This is a genomic window from Cobetia sp. 5-11-6-3 (genome assembly GCF_013374055.1).
In the GTDB taxonomy this organism is placed as follows: Bacteria; Pseudomonadota; Gammaproteobacteria; order Pseudomonadales; family Halomonadaceae; genus Cobetia; species Cobetia marina.
The window spans coordinates 127,006-143,556 of sequence record NZ_BLWJ01000003.1; the positions used below are offsets into that span (position 1 = coordinate 127,006).

The following is a 16,551-nucleotide window of genomic DNA, read 5'->3' on the forward strand; positions in this document are numbered from 1 at the left end:
AAAGACAGCTTCAGAAACCGCTTCCCTGATCGATGCGCCGCTGGCGCTCAGACATTGACGGGCGGACGATTCTTGCGGAAGGCGTTCTTTATCGCGATCTTGCCGTCACGCAGCGTGAAGGCATCGATCATGCGCGCTTCGCTGCGCGCGCCATCGGCGGTGGTGCCGGTGTAGGTGCTGATGACGAAGCCACGCTCGCCATCGGCGAAGATTTCCGCGTCGATCCACTGGGCATCCGGCGCGTTCTGCCAGGCAGCGGAGAGGCCCGCGCGCACTGCGTCCTGACCGGCGAAGGTCTTGCCTTCGAGTTCCGGCCCGGCGATGGCGAGGAATTCGCAGTCATCGGTCATCATCGACAGGCAGTCGTCGATGTCGTGACGGTTGAGGGCATCGCAGAAGGCACTCAGCAGTTCGATGGTGGCTTGGTGGGTCATGGGTCGGGCTCCGCAGTCTTGTTGTTGGGCTTGTTGGTCGAGCGTGTCGTTTGAGCAAGGGCATCAGCGATCGCTGCGCCATGCCCCGAGACTACGCCCCTGCCATCACTGCCCTTTAGCACCAGTTGGCGGCCAGCGATTGGGCCAGTTGGCGCCATTGCGGCGTGCCTGATGCCAACTGGACCCATCCCCCTCCGCAAGTCCGCGCGAGACAGCGGGGTCAACTCGCCAGAGCGGTGGCGATCTCGACTCCCGGCGGCGTGAAGGCCTGAGCCGACATGAAGCTCTCGCGGCCCAGCAGAATGTCACTGAGCAGACGCGTGGCAGCCGGCGCCAGCACCAGGCCGTTACGGTAGTGGCCCGCATTCACATAAAGCCCTGCAAGCCCCGGCACCGCGCCGATGAAGGGCGTGCCATCCGGCGTGCCCGGGCGCAGGCCCGCCCAGTGATGCTCCGGTTCAAGCTCGCCGAGTGCTGGCAGAATGCTCGCAGCGCTGGCATGCAGTGACTCGCGTGCCTCTAAGGTGGTGGACTTGTCGAAGTCCTGATGCTCCAGGGTCGAGCCGATCAGAATCCGCCCATCGGCGCGCGGAATCACGTAGCGGCCATCGCACAGCACCACCCGCGACAGCAGCGGATCTTCCACGCGGCAAAGCCCCGCCGCCACCGGATTGAACACCATCATCTGGCCCTTCACCGGGCGCACCGGCAGCAGCACACCGGCCGCGGCCAGCAGCCTGCCGCTCCAGGCGCCGCCACACACCACGACGTTGTCTGCGCTGACGGTCTCATCAACCAGCCGTGCGCCCGTGACGCGGTGATCCGCGCCGATCATCAGCTCCTGCACCTCGCAGCCTTCGCGCACCTCGACACGCACATGCGCCAGCAGACGTGCGCGCAGCGCCTGTCCGAGGCGCGGATTGCGGATACTGCCCAGCGTCGGCATCCACAGCGCCTGCTGATGGCCCGCCGCCAGATGCGGCTCGCGCGCGTAGAGCGCCTCCCGCCCGATCACCTCCAACGGCTTGTGCTGGGTGCGTGCCCAGTCCAGCGCCAGTGCCTCATCCTCCACCCGCAGGTAGATCAAGCCCTTCTGGCGGTATTCGGGGTCAATACCGGTGGCCTCCTTGAGCGCCTCGGCAAGCCTGGGGTATTCGCCTTCTGACCAGCGTGACAGCGACGAGATGGCACTCGAGTAGCGCCACGGATACAGCGGCGAGACGATGCCGCCCCCCGCCCACGACGCCTCGCGCCCGCACTGGCCGCGCTCCAGCAGCGTGACCGTCTGGCCGGCCTCGGCCAGCTGCCACGCCATCATCATGCCCATCACGCCGCCACCAATGATCAGGGTATCGCTCATCTGCCTTGCTCCTGCGGGGGAATGAACAATCACAAATCTCATATTTCGATACGATTTGCATTATTTTTAGAAACAAAGCTATATTCAAGCCATTGCCGCTGCCCGGTTTTCCTGCGTCTCCGCGACAGGTTTGCCGACCTCCCCGATACAGGTCTGCCTGGCAGCCACCGACAAGAATGACGAGGGAGACACCCCGTGAGCGACGCCACCACGATGCATCATGCCAGCGCCGACCCGCGCAATGACCAGGCCAATGCCGAGCAGCCCCTGCCCGCCGGCCAGTTGCAGCCCACTGAGCTGCGCGGCGTGCGCGAGCTGTTCGGCATCGACAGTGATCTCAAGGTGCCGGTCTTTCTGGAGCGCGACGCCCACGTGCCGGAAATCGATACGGCCTATCGCTTCAATCCCGATGTCACCCTCGCCATCCTCGCCGGCTTCACCAACAACCGTCGCGTGATGGTTCAGGGCCTGCATGGCACCGGCAAATCGACCCATATCGAGCAGATCGCCGCGCGCCTCAACTGGCCGTGCCTGCGCGTCAATCTCGATGGCCATGTCAGCCGGCTGGATCTGGTCGGCAAGGACGCCATCGTGATTCGCGACGGCGTGCAGGTCACCGAATTCCAGGAAGGCATCGTGCCCTGGTCGCTCACTCGCCCCATCGCGCTGATCTTCGATGAGTACGATGCCGGCCGCCCGGACGTGATGTTCGTCATCCAGCGCATTCTGGAGCGCGACGGCCACTTCACGCTGCTGGATCAGAACCGCGTGATTCGCCCGCACCCGCAGTTCCGGCTGTTCGCCACCGCCAATACCGTGGGGCTTGGCAATCAGGATGGGCTCTATCACGGCACCCAGCTGCTCAACCATGCGCAGATCGACCGCTGGAACATCGTCGCCAAGCTGGATTACCTGCCGCGTGATGAGGAAATGAAGATCGTGCTGGCCCGCGTGCCGGCCAAGGACAACGAGCGTGGCCAGGCGCTGATTCGCGCGATGGTCGCGGTGGCGGACCTCACCCGCAAGGGCTTCGCCAATGGTGATCTGTCGAGCCTGATGTCGCCGCGAACCGTGATCACCTGGGCGGAGAACTGCGAGATCTTCCGCAATCCGGCGCTGGCCTTCCGCCTCTCCTACCTCAACAAGTGCGATGAGCATGAGCGCCCGCTGGTCGCCGAGTTCTATCAGCGCTGTTTCGCCAGGGAGCTTGAGGAATCCGCGGCACTGATGGAGAGCGATCTGATGAATGAACAGGACAGCGACAAGGGAGCCCGGGCATGAGTGCGGCCCAGCAGGTACGCCGTCGTCAGCAGTATCTCGAGGAGCTTGCGGCGGCGAGTCTCGGGGCACTCAGCGGTCAGGCCGGCTGGGCCTATCGAGGGCGGCGCCTGAGTCGGCATGCTCAGACGCTGCCACTGCGCACGCCGCACCTGCGCCTTGAGGAGGATGACTGCACGCTCGACAACTATCGCGCGGTCAGCGATGCCATCGCGCTGCGCCTGCTCCACACCGACGAGGCGCTGCATCTGGCGGCGCGTCCGGCGTTGCCGGAAACCCGCCTGATCTATGACCTGCTGGAGCAGCTGCGCGTCGAGGCGCTGGTCGATCCTGACATGCCCGGCGTGAAGGAGAATCTGGCGCGGCGCTTCACCGACTGGTGCCTGGCCTTCTATCACGCGGGCCTGACCGAGACGAGCAGCGGCATCCTGATCTACAGCGTCATCCAGTCGTGCTGGTCGCGCCTGATGGCTTGTGCGGTGATCCACGAGACGGAGGATTACATCGAGACGACGCGCGCCTCCTTCTACCAGGCGCTGGGCGCAGACATGGCGGGGCTGAGACGCACGCGTTTCGATCAGGCGGCCTATCAGCAGCACGCGCTGAACATCAGCCTGTGGCTGGAGCAGGAACTGGCCGAATCACTGGAGGAGCAGGCCGGCGAGGAGGATGACGAGTCAGAGGCCAGTCAGCGCTTCGCGCTGTTTCTGGAAAACGAGGATGAGGAAGCGAGTCTGCTCGAGGAGCAGGTGGCATCGCAGCTGCCGAGTCATCGGCGTGGTGCGCCGGAGGAATTGCTGCCCTATCAGGTGTTCACCACGGCCTATGACCGCGAGCTGGAACCGGCCAAGCGCATGCGCGCGGCCCTGCTCGATGAGTATCGTCAGGCGCTGGATACGCGTCTGGCGGAGCAGAAGATCAACGTGCGGCGCCTGGCACGTCAGCTGGCGCGCCATTTCAGCTCGCCACAGCGTGAGGGATGGCACTTCGGGGAGGAGGAAGGAATCATCGATGGGCGGCGGCTGAGTCAGGTGATTTCCTCACCGGCCGAGCGGCGGGTCTTCCAGCGCGAACGCTGGGTGCCCGAGGCCAGTGCGCAGGTCAGTTTTTTGATCGACTGCTCTGGTTCAATGAAGGTGCATGGCGAAGCGGTGGCGATGCTGATCGAGATACTCACCCGCGCGCTGGACATGGCCGGTGTGCCCACCGAGGTGCTCGGCTTCACCACTGGCGCCTGGAATGGTGGCCGCGCCCTCAAGGACTGGCGACGCGCCGGCAAGCCTGCACGTCCGGGCCGCCTGAATGAAGTGCAGTATCTGATCTTCAAGCCCGCCTCACTGGCGTGGCGACGTGCGCGCCGCCACTTCGGCGCCCTGCTCAAGGCCGATCTCTACCGCGAAGGCGTGGATGGCGAAGCCGTGCAATGGGCCTGCTCACGTCTCTCCGACAACGCCCCTGCCGACGAAGGTGCGCGCCGTCTGCTGGTTGTCATCTCCGATGGCAGCCCCTGTGACAGCGCCACCAACATGGCCAATGACGAGCAATACCTCGACAGCCACCTCAAGCAGGTGGTCGCGCAACAGACCCGCTCCGGCCGCCAGGCCATCCTCGGCCTCGGCGTCGGGCTGGACCTCAGCGCCTACTACCCCAACCAGCTGATCATCGACCTCGAACGCACCCTCGACAACGCCCTCGCCGATGAAATCGTCTATCACATGGCGCTGGCGTGTCGGCATCAGGGAATGTGAGAGTGCAATGAAGCATCACCAATGACTCGTTATTCCGCAATCATCCGCATTAGCGGGTGATTGCCCAACAGACCCGCTCTCGCCGCCAGGCCATTCTCGGCCTCGGGCTGGTTCTCTCCGCCGACTACCCTGCACAGTGGGTCATTAACCTCGAAACGCCCCCCGCGACAACGTCCTCGCCGATGAAATCGTGTATCACATGGCGCTAGGATTTCGACATCAGGGAATATGATTGAAATGTAATGTTAGCCTAATATTAATCACACATGTAACCTCCAAAAATTGTATTAAATTCATTCTCAGTACCAGTAATAAATTCAAGCAACTTCGCATGCAAGTCGCGAAAGTTACTGCAATTCATATCCATATAGGGTGAAACAATTAAGTTCATCTTTTCTTTTTGTTCCGATAATGACTTAGGCACTTCCAATAAACTTGGATAATCATTAATAAAAAAATCTCTTTTCATCGAAAACATCATAAGAAAACTTATTATCGCTGAATATTTTCCTCGCAGTTTTTGAAATTTAATTTTCTCCTTTAATGATAAGGTTTCATACGCATGCCAGCATCTAGTATTTTGTGGCTCAGTATACAAGTGAACTCGATATGCAGCATCACCAACCGTAGGACAAAAATATCTATCCCACCAAGCAGAAAAATACCTTCTCTGAAATTCCTCATACGTCAAGCCATGTATATTCGTATTTTTGATATAGCTCTCAGCCCCAGACTGCAGGCCTCTCTTAGTAATCAAGTACCCTATATTAGCTCCTGTTTCGTGCATAACAGTAGTAAAAGAATGCACAATAGCTTGAGGTATTTTGGTGTTCCAATTTTTACATTCGATCACATAGCTAATGTTATCAAGACTATCCATATCTATAGCATAAACATCGACCTCAACGGAGCCTCTCGGTGTTCCAATGTTAACCTCAGTGTTAGCTATAAGTCCGACGTCTTGTAATAGCCTACAAACAGAATCTTGTAGATCATGCCAATCAGTAAATTCTTCTCTATCGATCATACTAATACCTTTTTAGCTTCTATTATTATATAAAATATTGTATTTCATGTATTTTTCATCACGTAGTTCCTTGCTTCTTTCACCTTGATCAACCTAAAAAGCTTATTGATAAAACACAAGAAAAGCACAGACGATATCATTGACAAAAATATAAATTTACTTTGATCATCTTTAATTGAATTTATCCTTTTTATTTCAGCGCCATTAGTAAAAGACCTACATACAAAATCAACTTCATATCTATTTAGTTTAGAGTTTATGACCTGTTGCGAGTGCATATAATCATCAAGCTTACAAACTTTTTCACTTATTAGCCATTCAGAAGCATTGAAAAAAAATGGGTTAACTCTTATACTCTTTGCTTCATTTTTATTTAACCCGAACCATTTTTGATCATCTGTAAACCTAACTATTGCATAATCTGTAACACCAATACCAAAAGACAAACAAGAGAAAGCAAGAAAAAATAAAACAGCACTAAAACTCAATATCAACTTAGTAGGCTTCACCTTTCTTATTCTCATATTTTGGAAATCAAAATATCCACTTGTACTACTAACTCTATTTATTTCTAAATTATGCGCTTCAATCCAAGCTTTAAACCTTTTAGCATCATCAATAGATTTTGCACCAATATTAAACAGAGCATTAAATCTTTCGACATCCTGCCTAGTTTTCCAAAAGTTTTGTAGAGAGGCGTCATAAAAGGCATTTCCTCCTGTAATCAATGTATAAAAACGACTTAACAGTCCATAAGATGACCCAGACCTCGTATGAAAATATACGACTGAACAGATCATTAAAAACAATAATGCAGCACTAAAACTGGGCAGCTCCCATAAATTAGAGTAAATCGTTTCCACCTTAACCTCTCCTCACCAGAAATATTAGAAAAACTATAAACATGAAACATTCTAGAATAAAATCAAAAAAAGGGAAATGTGACAGTAAAAAATACTGAAAACAGTATCATACAAAATAGAACGGGTAGAATTCGCCTACCCGACCTATTAAGTGCTGATTTTAATTTAGAAAATAAGCTAGGGATCAGTCTTGCAGGGTACGTTGCTGTGCCTGGACAACAGTGACCGCAATGACATTGAGGATGTCGGCGGTGGAGCAGCCGCGCGAGAGGTCGTTGGCGGGTTTGGCGAGGCCCTGGAGCAGCGGGCCGATGGCTTCGGCGCCGCCGATGCGTTCGGCGAGCTTGTAGCCGATATTGCCGGCTTCCAGATTGGGGAACACCAGCACATTGGAGGTGCCTTTGACGCGCGAAGTGGGCAGCTTGCGCTCGGCGATTTCCGCCACGATAGCGGCGTCGAGCTGCACGTCTTCATCGATGGCGATCTCCGGACGTTGCTCCCGCACGAGATGCGCGGCCTGAACCACCTTGTCCACCGAGGCGTGATGCGCGCTGCCATTGGTGGAGAACGACAGCATCGCCACCCGTGGGTTTTCCCCGAGCAGTGCCTGGGCGCTGTCGGCGGCGGCCAGCGCGATCTGCGACAGCTCTTCCGCGTCGGGGTCGATCACCAGCCCACAGTCCGAGAAGATCATGCCGCCCTTCAGGTTGTGGAACGGCTTGCACAGCATCATCAGAAAGAAGCTGGAGACCAGCTTGCTGCCCGGCGCCAGGCCCAGTAACTGGATGGCGCTGCGCACCACATCGGCGGTGGTATTCACCGCCCCCGCCACCGAGCCATCCGCCAGACCTTCGCGCACCAGCATGTTGGCAAACGTCAGCGGATCACGAATCTTCTCGGCGGCCTGCTCCGCCGTCATGCCCTTGGCCGCGCGATGCGCGTGCAGCGCCTCGGCAAGCTTGGCGGTGTGCTCGGAGGTGGCGGGGTCGATCAGCTCACAGCTTCCCAGCGAGCCATCCTCGAGCCCGGCTTCTCTGGCAGTGGCGGCGATGACGGTCGGGTCGCCCACCAGCATCACCTGCGCCAGGCCCTGCTCCGCCGCGCTCACCGCCGCCTGCACCACCCGCATGTCCTGCCCTTCACAGAGCACGATACGCCGCGGGTCAGCCTTGGCCCGCGCCAGAATGTTGTTGAGTGCCTTCATGTCTGTCTCCTCGCTGCCCCTGCAGGCAGCCGACACATCCAAAAAGCCCCGGACATCAGAAATGGCCGGGGCAAGGGAGAGGTTCCGTCTAGCTTGCGTGTTGCGCCATGTTCGCTTGCGCGCCTGTCCACTCAGGCGCGCAAGGACCGGGCGTTACACGTAATCCTGATACTTCTCGAGCAGACGCACCGGCTTCTTGAGGGCGTCGCGGCGGAACGGGTCGCCCAGTTCGCGGGTACACATCACCTCGATGACGCAGGTCTTGCCGTCGTTCATCTGCATGTCGATGGCCTTCTTGAGCGCCGGGCCCACGTCTTCCAGACGGTCGACGGTGATGCCTTCGGCCCCCATGGAGCGCGCGATCTCGGCGAAGCTCTGGTTGTCCAGCTCACCGGCGACGAAGCGACGGTTGTAGAACTCGACCTGGTTCTTCTTCTCGGCGCCCCACTGGCGGTTGTGGAAGACGACGGCGGTGACCGGAATGTCGTGACGCACGGCGGTCATGATTTCCATCAGGCTCATGCCCCAGGCGCCGTCACCGGCGTAGGCGATGGCCGGACGTTCCGGCGCGGCGGTCTTGGCCCCCATGATGGTCGGCAGAGCGTAGCCGCAGTTGCCGAAGCTCATCGGGGCGAAGAAGCTGCGCGGCTTGTCGAAGCGCAGGTAGCTGTGGGCCACGGAATTGATGTTGCCGATATCGGTGGAGACCATGACATCTTCCGGCATGGCCTTTTCCAGCTCGCGCAGGACCTGACGCGGGTGCAGGTATTCGCCGCCGGAGAACGGCTTCTCGTCCTTGGCCTCGTCGATGGCGTCGAGGCTGAAGGCGTCCTTCTCGTGGGTCCACTCGTCAAGCTCGGCTTCCCAGGCGGCCTTCTCTTCGCGGATGGTGCTGAGGCGCGAATCCTTGGTGGCATCGCACTCGAGATTGCGACCGGACAGGCGCTCGGTCAGGGCGATGGCCGCTTCACGCGCGTCACCGCAGATGCCGACGGAGATCTTCTTCACCAGGCCCAGCATCTTGTGGTCGGCGTCGATCTGGATGATCTTCGCGTCCTTCGGCCAGTAGTCCATGCCGTGCTGCGGCAGGGTACCGAACGGCCCGAGACGCGTGCCCAGCGCGATGACGACATCGGCCTGCGCGATCAGCTTCATGCCCGCCTTGGAGCCCTGATACCCGAGCGGACCACACCACAGCGGGTGGCTGGCCGGGAAGGAATCGTTGTGCTGGTAGCTGTTGACCACCGGCGCGCCGAGACGCTCTGCCAGTGCCTTGCACTCCTCGACGCCATCCGCCATCACCACACCGCCACCGGAGACGATGACCGGGAATCTGGCGCTGGCCAGCAGCTCGGCTGCCTCATCCAGGCTCTTGCTGCCACCCGGGCCACGGTCCACGCGTGCCGGCTTGGGAATCTCGCACTCGATCTCGCCGTAGAAGTAGTCACGCGGAATGTTGAGCTGGGTCGGGCCCATCTCGGACATGGCGCGATCGAAGCAGCGGCCGGTGTATTCCGCCATGCGCGACGGGTGGGTGACGTGGCCCTGGTACTTGGTGAATTCCTGGAACATCGGCAGCTGCTTGCATTCCTGGAAGCCGCCCAGGCCGATGCCGGTGGTGCCGGCTTCCGGGGTGACGATGACCACCGGGCTGTGCGCCCAGTAAGCGGCCGCGATGCCGGTGACGCAGTTGGAGATGCCCGGGCCGTTCTGGCCGATGACCATGCCATGACGACCGGAGACACGCGCATAGCCGTCGGCCATGTGAGCGGCGCCCTGCTCATGCACCACCGGGATCAGACGGATGCCGGCCGGGGCGAAGATGTCCATCGCATCCATGAAGGCGGAACCCATGATGCCGAACATGTCGGTGACGCCATTGGCGACCATGGTTTCCACGAAAGCCTCGGAGGGGGTCATCTTCTGCTTGCCCTGCACGACCTTGCGGTTGTCTGCGCTGTCTTGAGTGCTCATGGCGTCTCCAACTATCAATTTTATGTTTATTGGTACATTTAGTTCCGATTACCGAAACATGTGATCAAAATTAGCCCTCACCATGGCGCCCGTCAAGCTAGATTTCATAAAATGATAGAAAACGTGTCTTTTTTAGAAACTTCTTCCGTCCTATGGAGTACTGTTAAAGTAGGCACAGCAACGCAAGGCACTGACGGGCCGAGCGTTTCGGCGCCACACTGCCCAGCGCACGGATTGAAGGAGGGAACAGCCCATGAACAGTGCCACCCAGCCCCAGGCAAGCCTGCCGCGTGCCAGCAAGGACGCTGACAGGGACACCGGCAAGGAAGGCAGCAAGATAGAAGGCGATACGCCCGCCCAGCGTCTGCTGGCGCTGCTGGAAGTGATCGCCGCCAAGGATCAGTTCTTCACGTTGCAGGGACTGGTGGAAGAGACCGGCCTGCCCAAGCCGACGCTGCATCGCATGCTCCAGCAGCTGGAAGGCAGCGGCATGCTGCAGCGCGAGGCGGACAACCGCCATTACAGCAAGGGCAGTCGGCTGCGCCGTCTGGCGGAAAATCTGCTGCTCAACGATACCGTGCAGGGCGCGCGCCACGGCGTGCTCAGCCGGCTGATGGAAGAGGTGGGGGAAAGCTGCAACATCACCGCGCTGTCGGGCAGCGAGGTGCTGTATCTGGATCGCGTCGAGACCCAGGCGCCGCTGCGCTTCTATCTGCATCCCGGTTCACGGGTGCCGGTGCATTGCTCTGCCAGCGGCAAGCTGTTTCTGGCCCAGATGCCGCCCGCCCAGCGCCGCCGCCTGCTCAAGGGCACACCGCTGAACGCGATGACGCGCAATACCCTGACCGACATCGACTCCGTCGAGGCCGAGATCGAGCAGGTCCGCCGGCAAGGCTATGCACTGGATGATGAGGAATTCCTGCCCGGGCTGGTGTGCATCGCGGTGCTGGCACCCAACCCGGACGGGCCGTCCAACATCGGCGTGGCGATCCAGGCGCCGGTGATGCGTCAGTCGCGCGAGGACATGCTCAAGCATCTGCCGGCACTGGAACGCGCCGCCCGGGACATCGCCGCCATCCAGCGTGGGGCGATTCCGTCCTCCTGAGGCCAGCGGGCTGGGCTGAAGCTGGACAGCGACAGACACAAGGTCGTGCTTCCCGTGATACGCGTGAGGGGCTAGCCTAGCGGACTGCCTTCCACACGCCACGTCGAGATCACCATGTCCCCCAGCGATGCCCTGCGTCTTGTTCTGCTGTCCACCCTGTGGGGCATGTCTTTCATCTTCATGCGCGTGGCCGCGCCGGAATTCGGCCCGACCACATTGATTCTGCTGCGCATGGGCATCGGCGCGCTGGTGCTGGCCCCGCTGCTGCTGGGCGCGGGCCGCCTGAAGATGCTGTGGGAACACAAGGGCTCGCTTGCGGTGCTGGGCCTGACCAGTCAGGCACTGCCCTTCTGCCTGCTGGCGCTGGCCACCACCCAGCTGGAGGCCGGCTTCACCTCGCTGATCAACGCCACCACGCCGCTGTTCACCGCGCTGCTGGGCATGGCGCTGTTCGCCACGCCGATCCAGAAGCAACAGTATCTAGGACTGGCCGTGGCCTTCAGCGGGGTCTATGTGCTGTCGAGTGACCGCCTCGATTTCCAGCTCGGCGGCGATGGCTGGTTCATCCTCGCCGCCCTGGGGGCGACCTTCTGCTACGGCTTCGCCTCCAATTTCTCGCGCCAGCGCCTGAGCCACCTGCCCTCACCGGTGCTGGCCGCGGGCAGCTCGCTGATGTCGTCCCTGCTGTTGCTGATTCCGGGCCTGTGGATGTGGCCGACGGCCAGCGTCAGCCTGGAGGCCTGGGGCAGCGCCATCGCGCTGGCGGTACTCAGCACCAGCCTCGCCTTCCTGATCTTCTTCCGCCTGCTGGCCAGCGCCGGCGCCACCGCGACCACTTCCGTCACCTTCCTGGTACCGGTCAGCGCCCTGCTGTGGGGCAACATGCTGCTCGATGAAGTGATTGATGCGCGCATCCTCACCGGCATGGGCATCACCCTGCTGGGCACCGCCATCGCCACCCGTCTGATTCGCCTGCCGACTCGCCAGAAAGTCGCCTGACGGCTGCCGCGCAATGCCAAAAGGCCCGCCCCTGAACGTGAGGTTCATGGGCGGGCCTTTTGGTTTATGGGGCTTTGGTTTTAGAGCTTTTTAGGGCTGGAGAGCTCAGACACTAGTCATTCGGGTCAACCGGCTCAGCCGGTCAATCGAATCAGCCCGCCGCTTCCTCGGCGGCGTCCGCCAGCGCTTCAAAGACACGCGCCACGGCTTCCGCGCCCGGGTCGTTGTGGCCGACCAGATGGGAGGAAGGCACGTAAGCGGAGCGTCCGGCGCGTGCCTTGGTCATCTCCGCGGTGGCATCCGCTCCCTGGCGGGCAGCGCGTGCCATCGCGGCCCAGTCGATGCGCTCGCTCTGCATCGACGCCTGCTGCTCACCCTGCACCGACGCCTGTTGCTCACCCTGCACCGACGCCTGTTGCTCACCCTGCACCGACGCCTGCAGTGCGTCCAACGCCGGCAGCAGCGCATCCAGCAGGCTGCGGTCCCCGCGCACGGCGCCGCCGTAATGCTGCATCCGCCCCACGCCGTGATCGAGCGCCTCATGCCAGCGCTGCCCCAGCGAGGCAGGTGCACGGGCGTCTGCCTCGCTGGCTTGCGTCTTCCACCGCGTCGCCGCCGCGGTGAACAGGGTCGAGAGCAGCACGCCACTGGAACCGCCCATGCCGTAGGCCAGCTGCTTGCCGATGGAGGTCATCAGCTCACCACTGTCACCACAGGCCAGCTCACAGTCCTCCAGCGCTTCCAGCACGGCACGGGCACCGCCGGCAAAGGTGGTGCCGGTATCCCCGTCCCCGCTGATGGCATCGAGACGATCGAGATCCACCTCACTGGCCAGCAGGACTTCCAGCACAGCACGCAGCCGCTGCTCGACCTGAGGGTCGCCCGGCAGCGCTACCCTCGCCCGGCCTTCCCGGGCAGCACGCGCCTGGCAATCGGCCTTGGCTCGGGCGCGCTCGGCAAGCGTGGAGGCGTCTTGAACAGCGCGTCCCCCCTCCTGACGAGGCGTGAAATGCGCCAGCGGCACCACCCGCTGAACACCGGGCCAGGCACGCGGCGCACAGCGGGCGTCCAGTGCCTCTTCCAGCAAGCCGTCCAGCGGCAACAGCGTCAGCGAGAAGCCGTGCATGTCCAGTGAGGTCATCAGCGGCTGCGGCCCCACCACGGCGTGAATGCCCAGCGCCTTGAGCGACGGATGCGCCAGCGCCTCGTCGAGCAGGACCGCGCGCTCCAATGCCGAGCAACCACCCAGATCATTGATCATCAGCAGATGGCCGGTGGCGGGCAGGTCACCACCGGCCTCCTTGCGCGAGTGCCCCTGTATCAGCGCCGCCACTACCTGATCCATCAGGGCATGCACGTCGCAGTCTCCGGCGTGGCTGCCGAACTCCAGCGTGGTGGCGCCCGGCTCGCCATGAATGCCGAGTCCCAGCTCCGGCGCGCGTGGCTCACGCGGCTTGCCGGGATGACGCCCGACATCGAGTGCCATGCCCAGGGTCGAGCAGCTGTCCGCCACCCGGCGCGCCACGGCGGTGACCTCCTCGAGATCCGCGCCGCCTGCCGCCAGTGCCCCGGCGATCTTGTGGACCAGCAAGGTGCCAGCCAGCCCGCGCGGCTGTGGGTTGTCAGGCAGCGCCACATCATCGGCAACGATGACCATCTCGACCTTGAGTCCTTCCTGACGTGCCCGTTCGGCCGCCAGACCGAAATTGAGGCGGTCTCCGGTGTAGTTCTTGACGATCAACAGGGTCCCCGCGTCACCGGTCACCTCTCTGAGCGCCGCGAGCACCGCCTCCACCGTCGGTGAGGCGAACAGCTCGCCACATACCGCCGCGGTGAGCATGCCGGCCCCGACGAAGCCGGCATGCGCGGGCTCATGCCCGGAACCGCCGCCGGAAATCAGCGCGACCTGATCGCGCTGCCAGTCATCGCGCACCACCAGGCGCATGCCGCTGTCCGGCGCGGACAGACGCAGGCCGCTGCCATCGGGGTGCTGCAACTGGGCACTGCCGGAAAGCGCCGCGCCGATGATATCGCCCGACTGATGGAAGAACTGATTGACGCACTGTCGGCCTGTCTCGTTGTGACTCATCCTTCACTCCTTGAGGACCCTCGCCCTGCTGGTGACATGACGCCTGTCATCTCTCTGCCAGTGTCAGTCAACCATTGCCCATGCGGGATTGCCATCCGACATGACGATCAGTCCCGAGGCAGACAGAGATGACAGGACGATACCGAGCTGACAGAAGCTCCGAGATGTCAGAAGCTCCGAGATGACAGAAGCTCCGAGATGTCAGAAGTTCTGAGAGGCAGTGATAGCACAAGCACATGGCAATGCGGCGTCAGCCTGCCATCCGCGCTGTCACTCGTCGATGACCGGGCGGGGGGCGGGGTCACGCGCAGGTGTGAGGGGGGTGGCGCTGTCTGCGCGTGTCGCGGCGGAGGCCTGGGCCAGGGTGTCCAGCGGCGAGGCGACGGGAATCTCGGGAGGCAGACGCGGGGAGGTGCCAGCGGCGTGACGCGCTCTGGAGGAAGAGTCCTGCAAAGCGCTGATGCGGGGCGCCTCGCCATGCCGCAAGGGGGCATGCAGATGGTAGCCGTGCTTGCCGCTGCGCTTGACGCGATACATCGCCTGATCGGCATATTCCAGTGCGGTCGCGAAGTTGCCGTTGGCGTCTCGGCCGAAGCAGACCCCGATGCTCAGACCGATGCTGGCCTGTCCCGTGCTGATCTCGAGGGGCTGGCCGAAGCGTGCCAGCCAGCGCCGCACGATCATCTCGATACGCGCCGGTGTCATGCGCGGCAGCTGGAACAGGAACTCATCCCCACCGAAGCGCGCGGCCAGGTGGTGATGGACGCCCAGATGATGCAGCTCTTCATTGAGACCGTGGGCGAGCAATACCAGCACTTCATCGCCAGCACGATGTCCCAGCGCATCATTGACCTGCTTGAAGCCATCCACGTCGATGAACAGCAGCGCACTGTCGTCCGCCAGCTGGCGCTTGAACCAGCCATTGATGGCCTGGCGATTGGAAAGTCCCGTCAGTGCATCGGTGCTGGCCAGGGCATTGAGACGAGTCTCGTAATCCTTCTCGTGGCTGATGTCGGTATGGGTGCCCAGCAGCCGCAGCGCCTTGCCGTTCGCGTCACGTTCGACGACTCGCCCCCTGTCCGCGACCCAGGTGATGCTGCCGTCTCGGGCCAGCATGCGATGCACCACCTGATAGACTTCGGTGCGCCCGGCGAGATGGTCCTCGAGATTGGCGAGCACCTCGTCGCGGTCTTCCGGGTGGAGGTGATCTCGCCAGACATCGAAGTGAGCGTTCAACTCGCCGGGCTGATAGCCCAGCATGCGGCCCCAGCGATAGTTGAAGATGGTGAGCTTGCCGGTGGGGACTTCCAGCTGCCAGAGACGCAGACCCGTGCCGTCGAGGGTCGACGACAACTTCTCCTCCAGACTCGCGACACGGCGCTCCAGACGTGCCTTGTCGCGCTCCATCTGCTGGATCGTGGCCTCAAGCGACTGCTCACGTAGACTCTTGCGTGTCATTCCCTCGTCCCCGGTTGACTCCCTGTCCCGCTACCCGTCACCCACCCGGATAGCCTCGCGGGGGAATCACATTCCCGATCCCCCGCGTGATGGCCCAGGCGACATCCCGATGTCGCACCACCTCGGCCTTTGCTGCCTGCATGCCGGTCTGCATGCCCTGTTCACACGCCCGGTCCACACGCCCTGTTCACATGCCCTGTCTGCGCAGGGGGTGCAGGGGCGACGTGTCGCCCCGGTCGCTCGGGGATCAGAGGGCCAGTTCGCCACCCTTGTCCACGGCGCGCTGGAAGGCGGCGCGCGCCCGGATGCGCGCCAGCCAGTCCTGGATGTTCGGATGATTCTTGAGCCCCTGACGCGTATCGAGCGCCTGGATCGGGAAGCTCATCTGGATATCGGCACCGGTCAGGGCGTCACCGGCAAGCCAGGGGCGACGTTCGAGACAGGTATCCATGTAGGTGAGGTGCGCCTTGATTTCCGGGCTGATGAACTTGTCATTGACTCCCTTGGCCAGCAGGCGGGCGATCGGACGGATCAACCACGGCACCGGTGGCTTGTCGAGACGCGAGAACACCAGCCTGAGCATCAGCGGCAACATGGCGGAGCCTTCGGCGAAGTGCAGCCAGAAACGGTAGTCGCGCTCGGCCTGAGTTCCGGGGGCTGGCCTGAGGTGGGCACTCTCCCCACTGCCCTGCGAGCCATAGACATCGATGAGGTATTCGATGATGGCGCCGGACTCCGCGACCACGACAGGTGCTCCCGTGTCACCGGACAGCGTGGTGTCGGTGATCACCGGCGCCTTGCCCAGCGGGTGGATGTCCTTGAGTGCCCGGGGCGCACGCATGCTTCCGGCGTCACGGGCATGGATTTCCAGGCGGTATTCCAGATTCAGCTCTTCCAACAGCCACAGAATGCGCTGCGAGCGTGAGTTTTCCAGATGGTGCACCGTGATCATGTCGTCTCCCTGAATCGTGCTTCCTGAACGCAGGCTTCGATGCCGAGTTCGACGAGGATA

At 61.3% G+C, this 16,551-nt stretch carries 13 protein-coding genes; 4 read left to right on the forward strand and 9 right to left on the reverse strand.

Features of this window, described 5'->3' with window-relative positions; genetic code table 11:
- Window positions 1-47: 47 nt before the first annotated feature.
- Together HXS66_RS06405 and thiO are read right to left on the reverse strand one after the other, a co-directional pair.
- The gene (locus tag HXS66_RS06405; protein ID WP_077374898.1) at window positions 48-434 is read right to left on the reverse strand and encodes a nuclear transport factor 2 family protein; all 387 of its coding nucleotides are present in this window, start codon (window positions 432-434) and stop codon (window positions 48-50) included.
- Between the two features lie 220 nt (window positions 435-654).
- Window positions 655-1,794 carry a glycine oxidase ThiO gene (gene thiO / locus HXS66_RS06410; protein ID WP_176503116.1) on the reverse strand — a complete coding sequence of 380 codons (1,140 nt, stop codon included), beginning with the start codon at window positions 1,792-1,794 and terminating at the stop codon, window positions 655-657.
- Between the two features lie 195 nt (window positions 1,795-1,989).
- On the opposite strand from thiO, the gene HXS66_RS06415 reads away from it, so the two are divergent.
- Together HXS66_RS06415 and HXS66_RS06420 are read left to right on the forward strand one after the other, a co-directional pair.
- Window positions 1,990-3,075 (forward strand): AAA family ATPase, encoded by a 1,086-nt coding sequence (locus tag HXS66_RS06415; protein WP_255303131.1) that lies wholly within the window; start codon window positions 1,990-1,992, stop codon window positions 3,073-3,075.
- Complete coding sequence (locus HXS66_RS06420; protein WP_176503117.1) at window positions 3,072-4,820, forward strand: cobalt chelatase; 1,749 nt, start codon at window positions 3,072-3,074, stop codon at window positions 4,818-4,820. Before HXS66_RS06415 ends, HXS66_RS06420 begins: the two co-directional genes overlap by 4 nt.
- 256 nt (window positions 4,821-5,076) lie before the next feature.
- On the opposite strand, the gene HXS66_RS06425 is transcribed toward HXS66_RS06420, so the two are convergent.
- The 4 genes from HXS66_RS06425 to xsc all read right to left on the reverse strand — a co-directional run bounded on the left by HXS66_RS06425 (window position 5,077) and on the right by xsc (window position 9,888).
- The gene (locus tag HXS66_RS06425; RefSeq protein WP_176503118.1) at window positions 5,077-5,847 is read right to left on the reverse strand and encodes a restriction endonuclease; all 771 of its coding nucleotides are present in this window, start codon (window positions 5,845-5,847) and stop codon (window positions 5,077-5,079) included.
- Between the two features lie 44 nt (window positions 5,848-5,891).
- Window positions 5,892-6,710: a DUF6216 family protein gene (locus tag HXS66_RS06430; RefSeq protein WP_176503119.1), complete on the reverse strand. Its 819-nt coding sequence runs from the start codon at window positions 6,708-6,710 to the stop codon at window positions 5,892-5,894.
- Window positions 6,711-6,894: 184 nt separating this feature from the next.
- Window positions 6,895-7,914, reverse strand: coding sequence for a phosphate acetyltransferase (gene pta / locus HXS66_RS06435; protein WP_176503120.1), 1,020 nt, complete (start codon window positions 7,912-7,914; stop codon window positions 6,895-6,897).
- A gap of 153 nt (window positions 7,915-8,067) precedes the next feature.
- Window positions 8,068-9,888 carry a sulfoacetaldehyde acetyltransferase gene (xsc, locus tag HXS66_RS06440; RefSeq protein ID WP_176503121.1) on the reverse strand — a complete coding sequence of 607 codons (1,821 nt, stop codon included), beginning with the start codon at window positions 9,886-9,888 and terminating at the stop codon, window positions 8,068-8,070.
- Window positions 9,889-10,141: 253 nt separating this feature from the next.
- Between xsc and HXS66_RS06445 the strand changes: the two genes are divergently transcribed.
- Together HXS66_RS06445 and HXS66_RS06450 are read left to right on the forward strand one after the other, a co-directional pair.
- The gene (locus HXS66_RS06445; RefSeq protein WP_084208073.1) at window positions 10,142-10,993 is read left to right on the forward strand and encodes an IclR family transcriptional regulator; all 852 of its coding nucleotides are present in this window, start codon (window positions 10,142-10,144) and stop codon (window positions 10,991-10,993) included.
- A 114-nt stretch (window positions 10,994-11,107) separates the two neighbouring features.
- Window positions 11,108-11,992 carry a DMT family transporter gene (locus HXS66_RS06450; RefSeq protein ID WP_176503122.1) on the forward strand — a complete coding sequence of 295 codons (885 nt, stop codon included), beginning with the start codon at window positions 11,108-11,110 and terminating at the stop codon, window positions 11,990-11,992.
- A gap of 151 nt (window positions 11,993-12,143) precedes the next feature.
- Here HXS66_RS06450 and HXS66_RS06455 read toward each other — a convergent pair whose 3' ends face one another.
- The 3 genes from HXS66_RS06455 to HXS66_RS06465 all read right to left on the reverse strand — a co-directional run bounded on the left by HXS66_RS06455 (window position 12,144) and on the right by HXS66_RS06465 (window position 16,491).
- Window positions 12,144-14,081, reverse strand: coding sequence for a dihydroxyacetone kinase subunit DhaK (locus HXS66_RS06455; RefSeq protein ID WP_176503123.1), 1,938 nt, complete (start codon window positions 14,079-14,081; stop codon window positions 12,144-12,146).
- 270 nt (window positions 14,082-14,351) lie between these two features.
- Window positions 14,352-15,539 (reverse strand): diguanylate cyclase domain-containing protein, encoded by a 1,188-nt coding sequence (locus tag HXS66_RS06460; protein WP_176503124.1) that lies wholly within the window; start codon window positions 15,537-15,539, stop codon window positions 14,352-14,354.
- A 247-nt stretch (window positions 15,540-15,786) separates the two neighbouring features.
- The gene (locus tag HXS66_RS06465) at window positions 15,787-16,491 is read right to left on the reverse strand and encodes a glutathione S-transferase (RefSeq protein WP_077374926.1); all 705 of its coding nucleotides are present in this window, start codon (window positions 16,489-16,491) and stop codon (window positions 15,787-15,789) included.
- Between the last annotated feature and the right edge of the window lie 60 nt (window positions 16,492-16,551).